Genomic DNA, 18567 nt, shown 5'->3' with positions numbered 1-18567 from the left:
AACCGAATTGATGAGTAGTGATGTATGCCCGCAAATGTAGTGGTAATAGGCAGCCTGAACATGGACCTGGTCACCCGGGCGCCTCGTTTGCCCCGGGGTGGTGAGACACTGATCGGTCATTCGTTCGCCACGGTGTCGGGTGGCAAGGGTGCCAACCAGGCGGTGGCCGCTGCCCGGTTGGGCGCGCAGGTGTCGATGATCGGTTGTGTCGGCAATGACGACTATGGCGTGCAATTGCGCGAGGCATTGCTGGCCGAGCAGATCGATTGCCAAGCGGTCAGCGTCGTCGAGGACTCCAGTGGCGTGGCGCTGATTGTGGTCGATGACAACAGTCAGAATGCGATCGTCATCGTCGCCGGGGCTAACGGCTCGATGACGCCAGCGGTGATCGACCGGTTCGACGCGGTGCTGCAGGCGGCGGATGTCATCATCTGTCAGCTGGAAATTCCCGATGCTACCGTCGGTCATGCGCTCAAGCGCGGTCGCGAACTGGGCAAGACAGTGATCCTGAACCCGGCCCCGGCCAGCCGTCCGCTACCGGCAGACTGGTTTGCCTCCATCGACTACCTGATTCCCAATGAAAGCGAGGCTGCCGCCCTCAGCGGTTTGCCGGTGGACTCGCTGCAAAGCGCTGAAAAAGCGGCTGCTCGGCTGATTTCCATGGGCGCCGGCAACGTGATCGTCACGTTGGGTGCTCAGGGGGCATTGTTCGCCAATGCTGCGGGTTACCAGCATTTTCCTGCACCCAAAGTGAAGGCGGTCGATACCACGGCTGCCGGGGATACCTTCGTCGGCGGTTTCGCGGCAGCGCTGGCCGCTGGCAAAGCCGAAGCCGAGGCCATTCGTTTTGGTCAGATAGCTGCGGCGCTGTCGGTCACTCGAGCGGGTGCCCAGCCGTCCATTCCTACTTCATCTGACGTACAGGCGTTCAAACCCGCATGAAAAAGACTCCTTTGCTCAATATCGCGCTGTCCCGGCTTGTCGCCTCCCTTGGTCATGGCGACATGGTCGTGATCGGTGACGCCGGCTTGCCCGTGCCGCCGGGCGTCGAGTTGATCGACCTCGCGCTGACCCACGGTGTTCCGGATTTCGTCAGCACCTTGAAGGTCGTGCTCAGCGAAATGCAGGTGGAGAGTCATGTGCTCGCCCAGGAAATCTTCGACAAACAACCTACTGCGCTGGCTTCGCTGGACGCATTGAATGAAGAAGGTGCAATCGGGCGACGCGATCTGCTCAGTCACGAGCAATTCAAGGTTCTCAGCCGACAGGCGCGAGCGATTGTTCGTACAGGCGAATGTCAGCCGTACTGCAACATCGTGTTGGTGGCCGGGGTAACATTTTAATCGGGTTCAGACCCTTTCGATTTCATATGCACAAGGAATGCGCCATGCACCGCTATGCTCAAAAAATGCACCAACTGATCCGGAGTCTTCTGCTTTTGTCCGTGATAACCGCGACCGGCGCCCAGGCGGCGGAAAAGATCGATCTGATCATCGACACCGATCCGGGTGCCGATGATGTGGTGGCCCTGTTGTTTGCTCTGGCATCGCCAGAGGAACTGAATATTCGCGCGCTGACCACCGTGGCTGGCAACGTGCGTCTCGACAAGACCTCTCGCAATGCGCGACTGGCTCGTGAGTGGGCAGGGCGCGAAGAGGTGCCGGTCTACGCCGGCGCACCGAAACCGTTGATGCGCACGCCGATCTACGCCGAGAACATCCATGGCAAGGAAGGCCTGTCGGGTGTCACCGTGCACGAACCGAAAAAAGGCCTGGCTGAAGGCAATGCGGTCAACTACCTGATCGACACCCTGAAAAAAGCCAAGCCGCACAGCATCACCATTGCCATGCTTGGGCCACAAACCAACCTGGCACTGGCGCTGATCCAGGAGCCGGAAATCGTTCAGGGCATCAAGGAAGTGGTCATCATGGGCGGCGCCCATTTCAACGGCGGTAACATCACGCCAGTGGCCGAGTTCAACCTGTATGCCGATCCGCAAGCGGCTGAAGTCGTGCTCAAAAGCGGCGTGAAACTGACTTACCTGCCGCTGGATGTGACCCACAAGATCCTCACCAGCGATGCGCGCCTGAAGCAGATCGCGGCGCTGAACAACAATGCGAGCAAGATTGTTGGCGACATCCTCAACGAGTACATCAAGGGCGATATGGAACACTACGGTATTCCGGGTGGCCCGGTGCACGACGCTACGGTCGTGGCTTACCTGCTCAAACCAGAGCTGTTCACCGGCCGTTCGGTGAACGTGGTGGTCGACAGCCGTGAAGGTCCGACCTTCGGGCAGACCATCGTCGACTGGTATGACGGCCTGAAAGCCCCGAAAAATGCCTTCTGGGTGGAAAATGGTGATGCTCAGGGCTTCTTCGATCTGTTGACCGAACGCCTGAAACGTCTGAAGTAAGCGACAGGCCCGCAGGTGCCAGCCTGCGGGCCTTTATTCTTTCTCGATGTCCGATGTGCCTTTGAAGTCATCCGGATACTTCTCGAACAGCTGGGCGATAAATGATTGCGCGGCTTGCGTTCCCAGTGTCTTGACCAGCAGGTCGATGCTGATCAGTGCCAATTCCTCCGGGCTGCCCGGACTGTAAGAGCTATGGCCTTGTGGCCAGTGGGCCTTGATGTCGGCTGAGATGCTTACGGTCGTCATGATGGGGCTCGGAAGGTCACGGGATTGGAGTTTTGAGTTAACCACTTTGTCCGGCGTTTGGCACTGCGACTTAGGCATGAGCGCAGGGCTATGCGACACTTGGTCGTCTCCGAAAAACCAAGGACTGAGCTGTGCAGATCGATTTGAATTCCCCCGGCGGCCTGACGCTGGATGCTGTGCGTCTGATGCTGGCCTCTGCCAGTGATGATGAGCACACCCAATTGCGTGTGACCAAAGGCGGCATTGCGTATATCTCTTCGGGCGTCACGGGTGGTCAGGATATCGATGGCTTGTCGTTTCGTCTGGAAACCTGGGCCAAGGGTTCGGGCTATGTGGGCAACGTTGCAGCGAGCGATGAGGTCTGGGTGATGCAGATATTCAACGCGCTCAAGGACAACTGGCCGAACCCGCCCTATGACTACATTGACGTCTACTGAGCGCTGTTCATATTCAGTGACGATTGTGTGATGAAGTATCAGGCGTAGCTCAGGCAAACTCGCCGTTTTTCTGATCGTGGGGCAGGGGAGTGGCGCAAGTCATGAAACCAAACGCTGTATCGGCGGTCGCACGATGTTCGCTCAACTATTGAAAAAGGAGGCTTCATGCCTTGGAAGCTCGCGTCACTGGGTACTCTGATGGCGGTTGCCATGCTGGCTGGCTGCAACACAACCTCCAGTGAGTCGCAGAAGGATCCCGTGGCGGCCGAAACCGGTCACAGTCGTTGCGAGGCAACAGCTGCGGAGTTCACCGTCGGCAAAAAGGCTTCGCCGGAATTGCTGGAGCAGGCGCGCAAAAAAGCCGGCGCGCAGAATGCCCGGTTCCTCAAGCCTGACGACATGATCACCCTGGAATACCGTTCTGATCGGCTGAACCTCAATACCGACAGCAATCTGGTGGTTACCCGGGCCAGCTGCGGCTGAGTCGCACAGGATTTTGTAGCGCCCATAAAAAACCCCGTCACATGGACGGGGTTTTTTTAGTGCGCCGAGAAATTACTCTGGGCGAACTTGTGCAGCTTGCATACCCTTTTGGCCTTTCTCAGCCACGAAGGAAACGGTCTGGCCTTCTTTCAGGCTTTTGAAACCGTCGGATTCGATAGCTTTGAAGTGTACGAACAGGTCGTCACCGCCACCTTGAGGAGTGATGAAGCCGAAGCCTTTTTCATCGTTGAACCATTTAACGGTGCCGGTTTGGCGATTAGACATGGTGTATCTCCAAGAAACATATATTTTCAGTAGTACTGTGCTGCTCAGGCCAACTGGGCACACCGGAGTATCATAGTCGAAATGTTCGCTTTGGTAGCCCCCCGGACGTGCTGTTTGCTTTCATATTGCGGATGTTTCGACATTCTGAATGGCTACAACCCCCGGTTTCAGCGGCTTTCAGCCGAAACGAAGGGGTGTAAAAAAACCTATAAAACCTGCGTAAAATATCGGATTCAGGGTCATTTTGACCGGTTCCGGCCTGCAGAGCGCCCGCAAATCCCTTCGCCACAGATTATTTCTGCACTCGGCAAACCGAGATTTCTTTCAGTGCGCGCTGGCCCAGCTCGCCGCTTGGCGGAGTGTTCTTGTCCATCAGTTGAGCGATTTCCTGGGAGGTGAATTTCTTCTCCAGGACGTCGGCACCGCAGGTGCAGTGCTGCTTGGCCACGGTCGGGTTGACGCTTTGGCTGGCGGCTTTGGTGCAGTCATTCATGTATTGCTCTTTCACGCCCGCAGGCCAGGCAGCCTGAGCGCTCAGTGGCAGCAGCATTGCCAGGGGAGCCGCGAAGGCGAAAAGTCGGATAAGGCGCATGTCTGAAACTCCTTGGTTTGAGTAATTCGGGGTAATTCTCAGCCCATTTGAGGTTAGCCGTACATCTCAAGTTCACTGCGCACCGTTAAAATGAGCAATCAGGGGCTGGCTCAATTCGTTCGCCGCTGTGACCGTTCATCTGTGCTAGGATGCCCGACTCGGGCGTTCGCAGGCTCCGGATGACCTTCAGTCCCGGAAGCGGCGGCGTACGAATACTCTGATTTGAATCCCAGTCACTCTGGTTCGGTTTTCCGGTTGGCCGCAAGGCTCCTGCCGCTGTAAGGCAGGCGTTCGTCATTGAATGGCCTGGATCGGATCTTGTACTGGCTCATCCCAACCCACGTGACCTTTGGTAGGGGTCACCACTAGGAGAGGAGGCGCCATGCCAACTATTACTCTTCCCGACGGCAGTCAACGTTCATTCGATCACCCGGTTTCCGTAGCCGAGGTCGCCGCCTCTATCGGTGCAGGCCTGGCCAAGGCCACCCTGGCCGGCAAGGTCAACGGCAAGCTGGTCGACGCCTGCGACATCATCGACAGCGACGCAACGCTGCAAATCATCACGCCAAAGGATGAAGAGGGGCTGGAGATCATTCGCCACTCTTGCGCCCACCTGGTTGGCCATGCGGTCAAGCAGTTGTACCCGACGGCCAAAATGGTCATCGGTCCGGTCATTGACGAAGGCTTCTATTACGACATCGCCTTCGAGCGTCCTTTTACGCCGGACGACATGGCGGCCATCGAACAGCGCATGCAACAGCTGATCGATACCGATTACGACGTTATCAAGAAAGTCACTCCGCGTGCCGAAGTGATCGAAGTGTTCAAGGCTCGCGGCGAAGACTACAAGCTGCGCCTGGTCGAGGACATGCCGAATGAGCAGGCCATGGGCCTGTACTATCACGAAGAATACGTCGACATGTGCCGCGGTCCGCACGTGCCGAACACCCGCTTCCTGAAATCCTTCAAGTTGACCAAGCTGTCCGGCGCTTACTGGCGCGGTGATGCCAAGAACGAGCAATTGCAGCGCGTTTACGGCACCGCTTGGGCTGACAAGAAGCAGCTGGCTGCCTACATCCAGCGAATCGAAGAAGCTGAAAAGCGCGATCACCGCAAGATCGGCAAACGCCTGGGCCTGTTCCACACCCAGGAAGAAGCGCCGGGCATGGTGTTCTGGCACCCGAATGGCTGGACTCTGTACCAGGTACTCGAGCAGTACATGCGCAAGGTGCAGCGCGACAATGGCTATCTCGAGATCAAGACGCCGCAAGTCGTTGACCGTAGCCTGTGGGAAAAGTCCGGGCACTGGGCCAACTACGCCGACAACATGTTCACCACTGAGTCGGAAAGCCGCGACTACGCGATCAAGCCGATGAACTGCCCTTGCCACGTGCAAGTGTTCAATCAGGGGCTGAAGAGCTACCGCGAACTGCCGATGCGTCTGGCCGAGTTCGGTGCCTGCCACCGTAACGAACCGTCGGGTGCGCTGCACGGCATCATGCGTGTGCGTGCGTTCACCCAGGACGACGCCCACATTTTCTGCACCGAAGAGCAGATGCAGGCCGAATCCGCCGCGTTCATCAAGCTGACCATGGATGTTTACCGCGACTTCGGCTTCACCGACGTCGAGATGAAACTGTCCACTCGTCCGGAAAAACGCGTTGGTTCCGACGAGCTGTGGGATCGCGCCGAAGCTGCTTTGGCCGCGGCCCTTGATAGCGCGGGCCTTCCGTACGATCTGCAGCCGGGCGAGGGCGCATTCTATGGTCCGAAGATCGAATTCTCGCTGAAAGATTGCCTCGGTCGCGTGTGGCAATGTGGTACTTTGCAGCTCGATTTCAACCTGCCAGTGCGTCTTGGTGCCGAATACGTCTCCGAAGACAACAGCCGCAAGCATCCGGTCATGTTGCACCGTGCGATCCTCGGTTCGTTCGAGCGTTTCGTCGGGATTCTGATCGAGCACTACGAAGGTGCATTCCCTGCGTGGCTGGCGCCAACCCAGGCAGTGATCATGAATATCACTGATAAACAGGCAGATTTTGTTGCTCAGGTCGAAAAAACTCTCAACGAAAGCGGGTTTCGTGCCAAGTCTGACTTGAGAAATGAAAAGATCGGCTTTAAAATCCGCGAGCATACTTTGCTCAAGGTTCCATATCTCTTGGTTATTGGGGATAAGGAAGTCGAGATGCAGACTGTCGCTGTGCGTACTCGTGAAGGTGCTGACCTGGGCTCGATGCCCGTCGCCCAGTTCGCTGAGTTTCTCGCGCAAGCGGTTTCCCGGCGTGGTCGCCCAGATTCGGAGTAATTATTATTAAGCGTGAAATGAGACAAGATAAACGAGCTGCACCGAAAGCCCCGATCAACGAGAATATCTCGGCACGCGAGGTTCGGTTAATTGGCGCTGATGGCGAGCAGATTGGCATCGTCTCGATTGATGAAGCGCTTCGTATTGCTGAAGAAGCAAAGCTTGATCTGGTAGAAATCTCTGCAGACGCAGTCCCACCGGTTTGCCGTGTGATGGACTACGGCAAATCGATCTTCGAAAAGAAGAAGCAGATTGCTGCGGCGAAGAAGAACCAGAAGCAGATTCAGGTAAAAGAAATCAAGTTTCGTCCAGGGACGGAGGAAGGGGATTACCAGGTAAAACTGCGCAACCTGGTACGTTTCCTGAGTGACGGGGACAGGGCCAAGGTATCCTTGCGATTCCGCGGCCGTGAGATGGCCCACCAGGAGCTGGGGATGGAACTCCTCAAGCGGGTTGAAGCTGACCTGCTCGAGTACGGTTCGGTCGAACAGCATCCTAAGATGGAAGGACGCCAGCTGATCATGGTCATCGCCCCGAAAAAGAAGAAGTAATCAACAGGGCACGGCAGGCCTTCTGATTATGTTTATCAACTGAATGCGGAGTATCCGAACATGCCAAAGATGAAAACGAAAAGTGGTGCTGCTAAGCGGTTTCTGAAAACTGCTAACGGTATCAAGCACAAGCACGCTTTCAAGAGCCACATCCTGACTAAAATGTCGACCAAGCGTAAGCGTCAACTGCGCGGTAGCAGCTTGCTGCATCCGTCTGACGTGGCAAAAGTCGAGCGCATGCTGCGCCTTCGTTAATTTTAGTCAAGAATAGAGGAAGTAACTCATGGCTCGTGTAAAGCGTGGCGTCATTGCCCGTAAGCGTCACAAAAAAATTCTGAAACTTGCTAAAGGCTACTACGGTGCACGTTCGCGCGTATTCCGTGTTGCCAAGCAAGCGGTAATCAAGGCAGGCCAATACGCCTACCGTGACCGTCGTCAGAAAAAACGTCAGTTCCGCGCTCTGTGGATCGCTCGTATCAACGCTGGTGCTCGTGTTAACGGTCTGTCCTACAGCCGTTTCATCGCTGGCCTGAAAAAAGCGTCCATCGAGATCGACCGTAAGGTTCTGGCTGATCTGGCAGTGAACGAAAAAGCGGTGTTTGCCGCGATTGTCGAGAAAGCTAAAGCCACCTTGGCTTAAGTACCCCCGACAGTCACCCGGCCTCACCTCTGTGGGGTCAGGTGGTAAACGTCATAAATAGGGGAAGAGCCTTCAAGCTCTTCCCCTATTTTGTATCTGGAGTCTGTACATGGAAAACCTGGATGCGCTGGTCTCTCAAGCACTAGAGGCTGTGCAAAGCGCTGAAGATATCAATGCCCTGGAGCAAATCCGGGTTCAATACCTTGGCAAAAAGGGTGAATTGACTCAGGTGATGAAGACCCTGGGGAATTTGCCGGCAGAGGAGCGTCCGCAAGTCGGCGCCCTGATCAACGTTGCCAAGGAACGTGTCACAGGCGTTCTCAATGCGCGCATGGCTCTGTTTGAGGAAGCCGAACTGGCTGCCAAACTGTCCGCCGAGTCCATTGACGTAACCCTGCCGGGCCGTGGCCAGACCTCCGGTGGTCTGCATCCAGTAACCCGGACTCTGGAACGTATCGAACAGTTCTTCACCCGTATCGGCTACGGCATTGCCGAAGGTCCTGAGGTCGAAGACGATTATCACAACTTCGAGGCGCTCAACATCCCAGGCCATCACCCGGCCCGGTCGATGCACGACACCTTCTATTTCAATGCGAACATGCTGTTGCGCACCCATACCTCGCCGGTACAGGTCCGCACCATGGAATCGCAACAGCCGCCGATCCGCATCGTCTGCCCAGGCCGTGTGTATCGCAGCGACTCCGATATCACCCACTCGCCTATGTTCCACCAGGTCGAAGGCCTGCTGGTCGATCGCGACATCAATTTCGCCGACCTGAAAGGGACTATCGAAGAGTTCCTGCGGGTGTTCTTCGAAAAAGAACTGGCGGTGCGTTTCCGTCCTTCCTACTTCCCGTTCACCGAGCCATCCGCTGAAGTCGACATGGAATGCGTGATGTGCAGCGGTAAAGGTTGCCGCGTCTGCAAACAGACCGGCTGGCTGGAAGTGATGGGCTGCGGCATGGTTCACCCGAACGTGCTGCGCATGTCCGGGATTGATCCGGAAGAGTTCTCGGGCTTTGCCTTCGGCATGGGCGTCGAGCGTCTGGCCATGCTGCGTTACGGCGTGAACGACTTGCGTCTGTTCTTCGACAACGACTTGCGGTTCCTCGCGCAATTTCGCTAGTCGTAACGAATTCTTAGGAGAGCAGGATGAAATTCAGTGAACAATGGCTGCGTGGCTGGGTTAGCCCGCAGGTAAGTCGCGACGAGCTGGTTGCTCGTCTGTCGATGGCCGGTCTTGAGGTCGATAGCGTTACGCCGGCCGCCGGTGCATTCAGTGGTGTAGTGGTGGGCGAGGTACTGAGTACCGAGCAGCACCCTGACGCCGACAAGCTGCGTGTTTGCCAGGTCAGCAATGGCACGGAAACTTTCCAGGTCGTGTGCGGTGCGCCAAACGTGCGTCCGGGCCTGAAGATTCCGTTCGCAATGATCGGCGCCGAGCTGCCGGGCGATTTCAAGATCAAGAAAGCCAAGCTGCGTGGCGTCGAGTCCAACGGCATGCTGTGCTCGCAAACCGAGCTGCAGGTCGGTGAAGGCAATGACGGTCTGATGGAGCTGCCGGCCGATGCGCCGGTGGGCGAAGATTTCCGTGTTTATCTGGATCTGGAAGACGCCAGCATCGAGGTCGACCTGACTCCGAACCGCGGCGACTGCCTGTCCCTGGCCGGTCTGGCTCGTGAAGTCGGCGCGTTGTACGACGCTCCGGTCACTCGCCCAGTGGTTCTCACGGTTCCTGCCGTGCACGACGAAGTGCGCTCGGTCGAAGTGCTGGCGCCTGCCGCGTGCCCGCGTTACCTGGGTCGTGTCATCCGCAACGTTGACCTGTCCAAGCCTACGCCGCTGTGGATGGTTGAGCGTCTGCGTCGCGCCGAAGTGCGTAGCATTGACGCTGCGGTCGACATCACCAACTACGTGATGCTTGAGCTGGGTCAACCGCTGCACGCATTCGACCTCGCTGAAATCAACGGCGGCATTCGTGTGCGCATGGCTGAGGAAGGCGAGAAGCTGGTATTGCTCGACGGTCAGGAAGTCAGCCTGCGTAGCGATACGCTGGTAATCGCCGACCACACTCGCGCTCTGGCGATTGCCGGCGTGATGGGTGGCGAGCACAGCGGCGTGTCCGCGACCACTCGTGACGTGTTCCTCGAAAGTGCATTCTTCGATCAGATCGCTGTGGCGGGCAAGGCTCGCTCTTACGGTCTGCACACTGATGCTTCGCACCGCTACGAGCGTGGCGTGGACTGGCAACTGGCCCGTGAAGCCATGGAGCGCGCCACTGGCCTGCTGCTGGAAATCACCGGTGGCGAAGCGGGTCCGATCATCGAGACCGTCAGCGAGCAGCACTTGCCGTCGATCGCGCCGATCACTCTGCGCGCTCAGCGCATCACCCAGATGCTGGGCATGGAAATGGATTCGGCCGAAGTCGAGCGTCTGCTCAACGCTTTGGGTCTGAAAGTTTCCGCCGAGGGAGCAGGGCAGTGGCGCGTAGAAGTGCCAAGCCATCGCTTCGATATCAGCCTGGAAGTCGATCTGATCGAAGAGCTGGCGCGTCTGTACGGTTACAACCGTCTGCCGGTTCGTTACCCGCAAGCTCGTTTGGCGCCGCAGGCCAAGGCCGAAGCGCGTAGCGATCTGCCGGAGCTGCGCCGTCTGCTGGTCGCTCGTGGCTATCAGGAAGCGATCACTTACAGCTTCATCGATCCAAAACAGTTTGAGCTGTTCAGCCCAGGTGTTGAACCACTGCTGTTGGCGAACCCGATCTCCAATGACATGGCTGCGATGCGTTCGTCGCTGTGGCCGGGTCTGGTTAAATCGCTGCAGCACAACCTGAATCGTCAGCAGGATCGCGTCCGTCTGTTCGAGAGCGGTCTGCGCTTCGTCGGTCAGCTGGAAGGCCTGAAGCAAGAGCCGATGCTGGCTGGTGTTGTCTGCGGTAGCCGTTTGCCGGAAGGCTGGGCGCAAGGTCGCGATACCGTGGACTTCTTCGACGTCAAGGCCGACGTGGAAGCGGTGCTGGGTTTTGCCGGTGCGCTGGATTCGTTCACTTTCACTCCGGGCAAGCACCCGGCACTGCACCCGGGTCAAACCGCGCGCATTGAACGTGAAGGGCGTGAAGTCGGCTTTATCGGCGCGATTCACCCTGAGCTGTCGAAATCTCTCGGTCTCGACCGTCCGGTCTTCGTTTTCGAGCTGGTTCTGGCTGAAGTGGCACTCGGCAAAATGCCTAAATTCCACGAGTTGTCGCGCTTTCCTGAAGTGCGTCGTGACCTTGCACTGATTGCGCACAAAGACGTTGCAGCCTCGGCTGTACTGGACGTAATCCGTGAAAATGCAGGCGAATGGCTGACAGACCTCAGGCTATTTGACGTGTATCAGGGTAAAGGTATTGATCCTGATAGAAAAAGCCTTGCAGTCGGCTTGACCTGGCAGCATCCATCGCGCACTCTTAATGACGATGAGGTGAATTCGACGACGCAAAATATCCTCACCTCGCTCGAACAAAGGTTGAACGCCACGTTAAGGAAGTGACGTATGGGGGCTTTGACGAAAGCTGAGATGGCGGAACGTCTGTATGAAGAGCTGGGCCTGAACAAGCGGGAAGCCAAGGAATTGGTAGAACTGTTTTTCGAGGAAATCAGGCACGCTCTTGAAGACAACGAGCAGGTCAAATTGTCGGGTTTCGGCAATTTCGACCTTCGGGACAAACGCCAGCGGCCTGGCCGCAACCCGAAAACGGGGGAAGAAATCCCGATCACGGCTCGCCGTGTGGTCACCTTTCGTCCAGGGCAGAAGTTGAAAGCCCGAGTTGAGGCTTATGCTGGAACCAAGTCATAACGACGAACTACCCGTCATCCCGGGCAAACGCTACTTCACCATCGGTGAAGTCAGCGAGTTGTGTGCGGTAAAGCCACACGTGCTGCGCTACTGGGAGCAGGAGTTTCCTCAGCTCAACCCCGTCAAACGCCGCGGAAACCGCCGGTATTATCAGCGCCAGGACGTGCTGATGATCCGGCAGATCCGCGCGCTCCTTTACGATCAAGGGTTCACCATCGGCGGCGCGCGCCTGCGGCTGTCCGGTGATGAGGCCAAAGACGACACAACCCAATACAAGCAAATGATCCGCCAGATGATCGCCGAGCTCGAAGATGTTCTGGTGGTTCTCAAGAAATAATTTCCTGCTTTTAAATACTTCCAGTTTTCAAAAGCTTGCGATATATTCTTGAGCGTTCTTCGAGATGGGGAGCGAGTTTCACGCCTAGTCGGGGCGTAGCGCAGTCCGGTAGCGCACTAGCATGGGGTGCTAGGGGTCGAGTGTTCGAATCACTCCGTCCCGACCATATAATTCAATGACTTAGCCCAACTTTAGCGAGTTGGGCTTTTTCATGTGCGTGACTTTTGCGGGGCTCCTCGATTCTTCAGATCAGTGACGGGATCGGCCATCGAGCCAGGCCAGTCGCGGCACCTTTCTGAATGTTTAAAATCGGTTCAAGTTCAGGCCTGACCTGATCAGTTTGCCCTGTTATTCGAAACGAGCCTTCTTGATATCGCCGTGCTTGTTTTGCAAATAAATGGTGTATGGCAATACGAGAGTATCTGCGACCACTGACGCTCCCATATCCAGGACAATTAATGCTGGAGCAGGGTGTCCATCGAAACCATTGCTGCGGCGTGGCTCCGCATCAAGGGTGCAGTAGTCAAAAATGGTGCCGCCGTAGACGCGGGATACCGAGTCGCAGTGGGAATGCCAGCGAGCCAGTTTATTACTCGCTACGGCATCATCCCGGAAGGTTGTGTTGATCGTTCCGCATCCCGACGCTGAAACGGCTGCGAGCATCAACAGAAAGAATCTAAAGTTCATTTGGTCGACTCCATTCGAAAGATCTGAATGGTAGCTGAATGGATGGGGTGGTAGCTTCCAATTTCAAAGTCGTGACACGTTTTTGCGAATTGGTAAATTATGTCGCGATACAAGGAGTGTGCATGGTTGAGAAGCCTGTTGAGTTCAAGCGTGAGGGAGGGATGGAGCACAAGAACAGCACCCTGATTTTCCTCAAGCGTTTTCGCTACTGGATACTGGCCTTGATGGTTGCAGGAGCTGTGGTAAATGCCTTTGTGCGCTACACAGGAGAATGGAGCCTGTTCTGGCTCTCCCTGGCGATGCAAGCTTGGTTTATGCAAGCCGTCTTCAATTACCTGCGGGGCGGTTGGGTGGCCATTGGGCCGGGTGGTTTAGCTAAAGATGCCAGCCCGATTGGCAGGGCGATATTGGCGGCAACAGCGTTTGGATTGTATTTGCTGATGTTCGGCTACGACGGCCATAAGCACGAAGACTCTATTTATGAACGGCGCGCTTCGGACTGGACTATGCCGACTCGCGAGGAGATCGGTCAGTCTTCCGAGCGCAAGTGATTCATGCTGTTGTAGATTGTCCCTGGTTCGGTTGTCTGTCCTGGCGTTCATCTTAATGGAGCGTCGCAGCCCTGCGACTTTCTCCAATCCTGATTCTGTCGAGTGCCCGATTCAACGCATCCAGCGCATCAAGGAGTGCCTTGGCCTCGGCCTCGCGTCCGTCACCCCAGAGGCGTTCCGCCATTTTGTTTAGGGTCTGGATCGAGCGTTCTATTTCAGCAGCGGTCGCTGCTGTTTTACTTTGCGGCTGATTCTTTGGCATCGGTCACCTGGCTCCATTCAATCCCAAGCCGTCCCAGATACTTTCTCAATCGGTCGGCATCATTGGGCTGCGCCTTCGCCTGTCGGGACACGCCGAACAAGCGCCTGCCAGCATCCGACAAGCTATCTGACTCTCTACACACTGCCAGTACGGCCTTCAATTGCAACCGATCAAACAGGTCCATGCCTTCGGCATCTCCCGGTAAATCGTCCGTCACTCCTGCCGGTTGCTTCAGCCCCCAGGCATAACGAAGTCGATCAATTTCTTCCTGCACTTGCGTTTCATCAATTCGCCCGCTGTCGGCCAGTGTCGCCATGCGCGTGATCGAGGCCGAAAGTTCGCGAAAGTTGCCCAGCCATGCAGCTTCGCGTGAGCTGGCAAAGGTCAGATAGCGCTTGCGGGCCTCAAGGTTGAAACGTACCAGTTGACCGTGCTCGCGTGCGTGGCGCTCGAGCTCGAAATCGATGTTGGGTTCGATGTCTTCTCGACGGCCGGCCAGGCCGGGCAGATCAAATGTCCAAAGATTGATTCGTGCGTACAGGTCTTCCCGGAACAGGCCTTCGGCGACACGACTGCGCAGGTCGCGGTGAGTGCCGGCAATGATCAGGAAGTCACTGTCGACTTCCTTGTCCGAGCCGAGCGGGAAGAAGCGCTTCTCTTCAATGGCCTTGAGCAGCATGGCTTGTTCGTCTGCGCCCAGTTCGCCGATTTCATCGAGAAACAGCATGCCGCCGTCGGCGGCGCGCAACAGGCCGTCGCGGGCATTCTGCGCGCCGGTGAAGGCGCCTTTGACGTGGCCGAACAGCGCGGACATCGCGCCGTCGCCGCGCAGGGTGGCGCAGTTCACTTCAACGAAGCGTCCTTGCATTTGATGGCGGCCGCGCTTGAGTTCGTAGATCCGTCGAGCGAGGAAGGATTTGCCGGCCCCGGTCGGGCCGATCAGCAACATCGGCGCTTTCGAGCGCACGGCGACGCGTTCGATCTGTTCGATGGAGCGGTTGAACGCGGCGTTGCGTGTGGCGATGCCGGATTTAAGAAACTCCAGGCCTTCGAGGCGCTTGTTGGTAAAGCGAGTGGCAATGCGATCGTAGCGCGACAGGTCGAGATCGATCAGCGCGTGAGTGCCGGTGGCCGGCTCATCTTCGCTCTTGCGGCGGGCGGGGGAGGTCTGGATCAGTCGTGCCGGCAGGTAGCGCGCCTCGGTCAGCAGGAACCAGCAGATCTGCGCCACATGGGTGCCGGTGGTGATGTGGACCAGATAGTCCTCGCGTTCGGTATCGAAGGTGTATTCGGTGGTGAAGTCATGCAGCGCGCCATAAACCTCTTCGAAATCCCACGGGTTACGCAGCGCCATCGGGTGCAGGCGGACCTCGGTTTCGGGCGATACCTGGCGAATGTCTTCGCGAACTCGCTCGGCCAGGCTGGCGTCTCGGGCGTCTGTGCCGTGAATCAGTTCCAGTCGATGAATCAACACATCCGGCTGCTGGCACAGGCCCACGCTCGGGCGCCAGTGGTTCCAGCGATTGGCACCTTTACCCACGCGATCGAGGGTTGCTCCGATAAAACCGATGGCAACAGTGCGCTTGTTTTGCATAGCTATCTCAAAAGATAAAAGACGATATTCAATGATAGTGTTCGGCGAATCGGTTTGTCGTGCTTAACGTTATGAGATCATCGCAATAATAATAAATATCTATATAAATCAAATAGTTAAATTATTTTCTGGTGATTTTTTTAAAACTGGCACGGCGGCTGCAATAGCTCTTGCAACGAACAGGACAACACAGCGAGACGCCACGATGGCCAATTTCAACCTCTTCAACACACAATCGAACAACCTGCCGGCGTGCGACACCTTGAATGCTTCTGGAGCGGCCGCCTATGCCTATACGCCCAAGCATCAATTGGCCCAGTTGGCAGTGACCGGTTGTCTGAACCAGACCTTTTACGCAACGGCTGAAAACCAGCTGGATCAGGTGTTGAAGCTGGTGGCTGAACTGGACAGCCGTTTTGTGGCCAACGCCGCAATATACGCCCGCCAAAAGGGCCATATGAAAGACATGCCGGCCTTGTTGTTGGCGGCGCTGACCGCCCAGCGTTCGGTGCTGGTACCGGAGGTGTTCGGAGGGATCGTCGACAGTGGCAAGATGCTGCGCAACTTCGTACAGATCCTGCGCAGTGGTGCCACCGGGCGCAAATCCCTCGGCTCGCAGCCCAAGCGGCTGGTGCAGAACTGGCTGAACAGCGCGACCGAGCGGCAACTGCTGCAAGCGTCGATCGGTAATCAGCCCTCGTTGGCGGACGTGGTGAAAATGGTTCATCCCAAACCGTCCGAAGCCTGGCGCGAAGCATTCTTCGCCTGGCTGATCGGCAAACCGGTGGATGTGCAGGCATTGCCGGAACTGACCCGCGATCTGCTGGCGTTCCGCAGTGGTGCAAGTGATCAGGTGCCAGAGGTGCCTTTTCAATTGCTCGGCAATGAAACCCTGAGCAAAGAGCAGTGGGCTGCTCAAGCGCGAAACATGGGCTGGCAGGGGCTTCGAATCAACCTCAACACCCTGGCGCGCCATGGTGCTTTTGAAGTGCCGGGTTGCACCGAATACGTGGCCGCGCGGTTGGCGGATCCCGAAGCAGTCGCCAGGACGCGGGTGTATCCGTACCAGTTGCTGACGGCGTATCGAATGATCGGTGATGACGTCCCGGCGCCGATACGCGAGGCGCTGCAAGATGCACTTGAGTTGTCGTTGAGCAATGTGCCGAAGCTTGAAGGCGCGGTGGTGGTCTGCCCGGACGTCTCCGGCTCGATGGGCAGCCCGCTGACCGGATACCGGCAGGGCGCGACCACGGCGGTGCGCTGCATCGATGTGGCGGCGTTGATCGCGGCAGCGGTGTTGCGCAAGCAGCCGGCTGCACGAGTGATGCCGTTCGAGGTCGACGTGGTGGATATCACGCTCAACCCGCGGGACAGTGTGATCAGCAATGCCGAAAAGCTTGCGGGCATTTTCGGTGGTGGAACCTGCTGTTCGGCGCCGCTGAAGAAGCTGGCGGACAGCAAGGCCAAAGTCGATACGCTGATCATGGTGTCGGACAACGAATCCTGGATCGATGCGCGACGTCGAGGGGCGAGTGAAACGATGCTGCAATGGGAGCGGATAAAGCGGCTCAACCCGCAAGCACGCCTGATCTGTATCGACCTTCAGCCGGGTTGGGCGACGCCGGCGGCAGATCGCGACGACATCCTGAATGTCGGCGGTTTCAGTGACGCGGTGTTTGATGTGATCGAGCAATTCACTGCCGGCCGGTACGGCCCGCAGCACTGGGTCGAAGCGATCGAACGTATGGAATGAAGCTGAATAATTGATTTGTCACGGGCACTGAATGCCGGTGGGACTACATCCAAGACGTCTCATCAAACCCTTGTCAGTGCGCGTGACGGCACGAATGCCGATGGCTGTACATCTGAGGCCGGCTAACCCCGGTGCGCGGCGACGCGCAACAGTCATCAACCTTTGTCGTGCCACCTTTTTCGAATTTGCCCGGCGAATGCCGGTGGAACTACAGGACAGCGTGGGCACGGGTTCGAATCCCGTCGACCGAAAGGTCGTAGCTCAGCGGTAGAGCGCGCTGCATGTTTCACCCAGCCTTGTCGCCGAAGGCTGTGTAACCGCGCCGAATCATCGGCCAGACAATAAAGAATCGAGATGATGAAACAACACACTTACCAACTGCTGGAAGTTGCCAACGGCAAGCCGATCAAGCTTTGGACGGAAGGCGTTCCGGTGGAAAACGAAGCCCGCGAGCAACTGATGAATACGGCGAAGATGCCATTCATTTTCAAGCACCTCGCCGTGATGCCGGATGTCCACCTGGGCAAGGGATCGACCATCGGCAGCGTGATTCCTACCGTAGGCGCGATCATCCCGGCGGCGGTCGGAGTCGATATCGGATGCGGCATGATTGCTGCGCGAACTTCTCTGACTGCTGCTGATTTGCCGGACAACCTGCATGGCCTGCGCAGTGCGATCGAACAGGCGGTGCCCCTTGGCCGCAGTTCGACCCGATCACGGCGGGACAAGGGCGCCTGGGACGAGATTCCGGTGCAGGCCGATCAGGCGTGGGCGGTGCTGCATCCACGGTTCAAGGCAATCACCGACAAGTATCCGAAACTGGCCAACACCAACAACCGCGGGCATCTCGGAACATTGGGCAGCGGCAACCACTTCATCGAAGTGTGTCTGGATGAGGCCAACCGGGTCTGGTTCATGTTGCACAGCGGCTCGCGGGGTGTCGGCAACGCCATCGGCAACCTGTTTATCCAGATGGCACAGGCGGATATGCGTCAGCACATCGCCAACCTGCCGGACCGTGACCTGGCGTACTTCGAAGAAGGCAGCCAGCACTTTGATGATTACGTGGAGGCGGTGGGCTGGGCGCAAGACTTCGCCAAGCAGAATCGCGCGTTGATGATGCAGGCCGTGATTCAGGCCACGCGGCAGATTATCCGCAAGCCGTTCGAAGTGGCGCTGGAGGCGGTGAATTGCCATCACAACTACGTGCAGAAAGAACGGCATTTCGGCGAAGACATTCTGGTCACCCGCAAGGGCGCGGTATCGGCGAAGAAGGGCGAGTTGGGGATCATTCCCGGTTCGATGGGTGCCAAGAGCTTCATTGTGCGCGGTCTGGGCAACGAAGAATCGTTTTGCTCCTGCAGCCACGGTGCCGGTCGGACCATGAGCCGTACAAAGGCAAAAAACACCTTCACCGTTGAAGATCAGATTCGTGCCACCGCGCACGTTGAATGCCGCAAGGATGCTGCGGTGATCGATGAAATTCCGATGGCCTACAAGGACATCGACAAAGTCATGCACGCCCAGCGCGAGCTGGTGGAAGTGCTGCACACCTTGCGTCAGGTGGTGTGCGTCAAGGGATAGCGCGTGC

22 protein-coding genes and 1 tRNA gene are annotated in these 18567 nt (G+C 57.2%); 17 read left to right on the top strand and 6 right to left on the bottom strand.

The window, feature by feature from the left end; genetic code table 11:
- Positions 1 to 24: 24 nt before the first annotated feature.
- The 3 genes from rbsK to AC1RMX_RS19975 are packed head-to-tail and all read left to right on the top strand — an operon-like array spanning position 25 to position 2416.
- Entirely contained in the window at positions 25 to 942 is a 918-nt protein-coding gene (rbsK, locus tag AC1RMX_RS19985) for a ribokinase (protein ID WP_096821272.1), read from the top strand.
- Positions 939 to 1343, top strand: a complete 405-nt coding sequence (gene rbsD / locus AC1RMX_RS19980; protein ID WP_096821273.1) for a D-ribose pyranase — start codon at positions 939 to 941, stop codon at positions 1341 to 1343. Before rbsK ends, rbsD begins: the two co-directional genes overlap by 4 nt.
- A gap of 44 nt (positions 1344 to 1387) precedes the next feature.
- A complete protein-coding gene (locus tag AC1RMX_RS19975) occupies positions 1388 to 2416 on the top strand; it encodes a nucleoside hydrolase (RefSeq protein ID WP_096821274.1) in 1029 nt (342 codons plus the stop codon).
- A 33-nt stretch (positions 2417 to 2449) separates the two neighbouring features.
- Here AC1RMX_RS19975 and AC1RMX_RS19970 read toward each other — a convergent pair whose 3' ends face one another.
- Entirely contained in the window at positions 2450 to 2662 is a 213-nt protein-coding gene (locus AC1RMX_RS19970) for a hypothetical protein (protein WP_085712027.1), read from the bottom strand.
- 131 nt (positions 2663 to 2793) lie between these two features.
- Here AC1RMX_RS19970 and AC1RMX_RS19965 point away from each other — a divergent pair, with 131 nt between their 5' ends.
- On the top strand, positions 2794 to 3099 hold the full coding sequence (locus tag AC1RMX_RS19965) for a hypothetical protein (protein WP_192560243.1): 306 nt from the start codon (positions 2794 to 2796) through the stop codon (positions 3097 to 3099).
- Between the two features lie 165 nt (positions 3100 to 3264).
- Complete coding sequence (locus tag AC1RMX_RS19960; RefSeq protein WP_096821276.1) at positions 3265 to 3582, top strand: I78 family peptidase inhibitor; 318 nt, start codon at positions 3265 to 3267, stop codon at positions 3580 to 3582.
- A gap of 72 nt (positions 3583 to 3654) precedes the next feature.
- Here the strand turns inward: AC1RMX_RS19960 and AC1RMX_RS19955 are convergent, their stop codons facing one another.
- On the bottom strand, positions 3655 to 3867 hold the full coding sequence (locus AC1RMX_RS19955) for a cold-shock protein (protein ID WP_003179963.1): 213 nt from the start codon (positions 3865 to 3867) through the stop codon (positions 3655 to 3657).
- A gap of 292 nt (positions 3868 to 4159) precedes the next feature.
- Positions 4160 to 4459 carry a hypothetical protein gene (locus tag AC1RMX_RS19950; protein ID WP_096821277.1) on the bottom strand — a complete coding sequence of 100 codons (300 nt, stop codon included), beginning with the start codon at positions 4457 to 4459 and terminating at the stop codon, positions 4160 to 4162.
- 382 nt (positions 4460 to 4841) lie between these two features.
- Here AC1RMX_RS19950 and thrS point away from each other — a divergent pair, with 382 nt between their 5' ends.
- From thrS to AC1RMX_RS19905, 9 genes are all read left to right on the top strand, one after another.
- A complete protein-coding gene (thrS, locus tag AC1RMX_RS19945) occupies positions 4842 to 6764 on the top strand; it encodes a threonine--tRNA ligase (RefSeq protein ID WP_096821278.1) in 1923 nt (640 codons plus the stop codon).
- Positions 6764 to 7315 (top strand): translation initiation factor IF-3, encoded by a 552-nt coding sequence (infC, locus tag AC1RMX_RS19940; RefSeq protein ID WP_170929410.1) that lies wholly within the window; start codon positions 6764 to 6766, stop codon positions 7313 to 7315. The genes thrS and infC overlap by 1 nt, the downstream gene beginning before the upstream one ends.
- 60 nt (positions 7316 to 7375) lie before the next feature.
- Positions 7376 to 7570: a 50S ribosomal protein L35 gene (gene rpmI, locus AC1RMX_RS19935; protein WP_002553160.1), complete on the top strand. Its 195-nt coding sequence runs from the start codon at positions 7376 to 7378 to the stop codon at positions 7568 to 7570.
- Between the two features lie 28 nt (positions 7571 to 7598).
- A complete protein-coding gene (rplT, locus tag AC1RMX_RS19930) occupies positions 7599 to 7955 on the top strand; it encodes a 50S ribosomal protein L20 (protein WP_007913489.1) in 357 nt (118 codons plus the stop codon).
- A gap of 109 nt (positions 7956 to 8064) precedes the next feature.
- Positions 8065 to 9081, top strand: a complete 1017-nt coding sequence (pheS, locus tag AC1RMX_RS19925; RefSeq protein WP_085712031.1) for a phenylalanine--tRNA ligase subunit alpha — start codon at positions 8065 to 8067, stop codon at positions 9079 to 9081.
- A 26-nt stretch (positions 9082 to 9107) separates the two neighbouring features.
- Positions 9108 to 11486 carry a phenylalanine--tRNA ligase subunit beta gene (pheT, locus tag AC1RMX_RS19920; RefSeq protein WP_493072816.1) on the top strand — a complete coding sequence of 793 codons (2379 nt, stop codon included), beginning with the start codon at positions 9108 to 9110 and terminating at the stop codon, positions 11484 to 11486.
- Between the two features lie 3 nt (positions 11487 to 11489).
- Positions 11490 to 11792: an integration host factor subunit alpha gene (gene ihfA, locus AC1RMX_RS19915; RefSeq protein WP_002553164.1), complete on the top strand. Its 303-nt coding sequence runs from the start codon at positions 11490 to 11492 to the stop codon at positions 11790 to 11792.
- A complete protein-coding gene (locus AC1RMX_RS19910; RefSeq protein ID WP_003179985.1) occupies positions 11773 to 12129 on the top strand; it encodes a MerR family transcriptional regulator in 357 nt (118 codons plus the stop codon). Before ihfA ends, AC1RMX_RS19910 begins: the two co-directional genes overlap by 20 nt.
- An 89-nt stretch (positions 12130 to 12218) precedes the next feature.
- Positions 12219 to 12295, top strand: a tRNA-Pro gene (locus AC1RMX_RS19905).
- Positions 12296 to 12477: 182 nt separating this feature from the next.
- Here the strand turns inward: AC1RMX_RS19905 and AC1RMX_RS19900 are convergent.
- Positions 12478 to 12816 carry a YceK/YidQ family lipoprotein gene (locus AC1RMX_RS19900; protein WP_096821280.1) on the bottom strand — a complete coding sequence of 113 codons (339 nt, stop codon included), beginning with the start codon at positions 12814 to 12816 and terminating at the stop codon, positions 12478 to 12480.
- Positions 12817 to 12938: 122 nt separating this feature from the next.
- Here AC1RMX_RS19900 and AC1RMX_RS19895 point away from each other — a divergent pair, with 122 nt between their 5' ends.
- On the top strand, positions 12939 to 13367 hold the full coding sequence (locus AC1RMX_RS19895; RefSeq protein WP_255261930.1) for a hypothetical protein: 429 nt from the start codon (positions 12939 to 12941) through the stop codon (positions 13365 to 13367).
- 52 nt (positions 13368 to 13419) lie between these two features.
- Here the strand turns inward: AC1RMX_RS19895 and AC1RMX_RS19890 are convergent, their stop codons facing one another.
- Positions 13420 to 13629 carry a hypothetical protein gene (locus AC1RMX_RS19890; protein ID WP_096821281.1) on the bottom strand — a complete coding sequence of 70 codons (210 nt, stop codon included), beginning with the start codon at positions 13627 to 13629 and terminating at the stop codon, positions 13420 to 13422.
- Positions 13604 to 15223, bottom strand: coding sequence for an RNA repair transcriptional activator RtcR (rtcR, locus tag AC1RMX_RS19885; RefSeq protein ID WP_493072814.1), 1620 nt, complete (start codon positions 15221 to 15223; stop codon positions 13604 to 13606). Before rtcR ends, AC1RMX_RS19890 begins: the two co-directional genes overlap by 26 nt.
- A 205-nt stretch (positions 15224 to 15428) precedes the next feature.
- Here rtcR and AC1RMX_RS19880 point away from each other — a divergent pair, with 205 nt between their 5' ends.
- Together AC1RMX_RS19880 and AC1RMX_RS19875 are read left to right on the top strand one after the other, a co-directional pair.
- The gene (locus AC1RMX_RS19880; protein ID WP_493072813.1) at positions 15429 to 16976 is read left to right on the top strand and encodes a vWA domain-containing protein; all 1548 of its coding nucleotides are present in this window, start codon (positions 15429 to 15431) and stop codon (positions 16974 to 16976) included.
- 357 nt (positions 16977 to 17333) lie between these two features.
- On the top strand, positions 17334 to 18560 hold the full coding sequence (locus tag AC1RMX_RS19875) for an RtcB family protein (RefSeq protein WP_493072915.1): 1227 nt from the start codon (positions 17334 to 17336) through the stop codon (positions 18558 to 18560).
- The last annotated feature ends 7 nt before the right edge of the window (positions 18561 to 18567 follow it).

It is taken from the genome of Pseudomonas sp. GW822-FHT03F04, from assembly GCF_058801405.1.
Note: the sequence above shows the minus strand (reverse complement) of the source record. Positions and strands in the feature narration are given on the sequence as shown.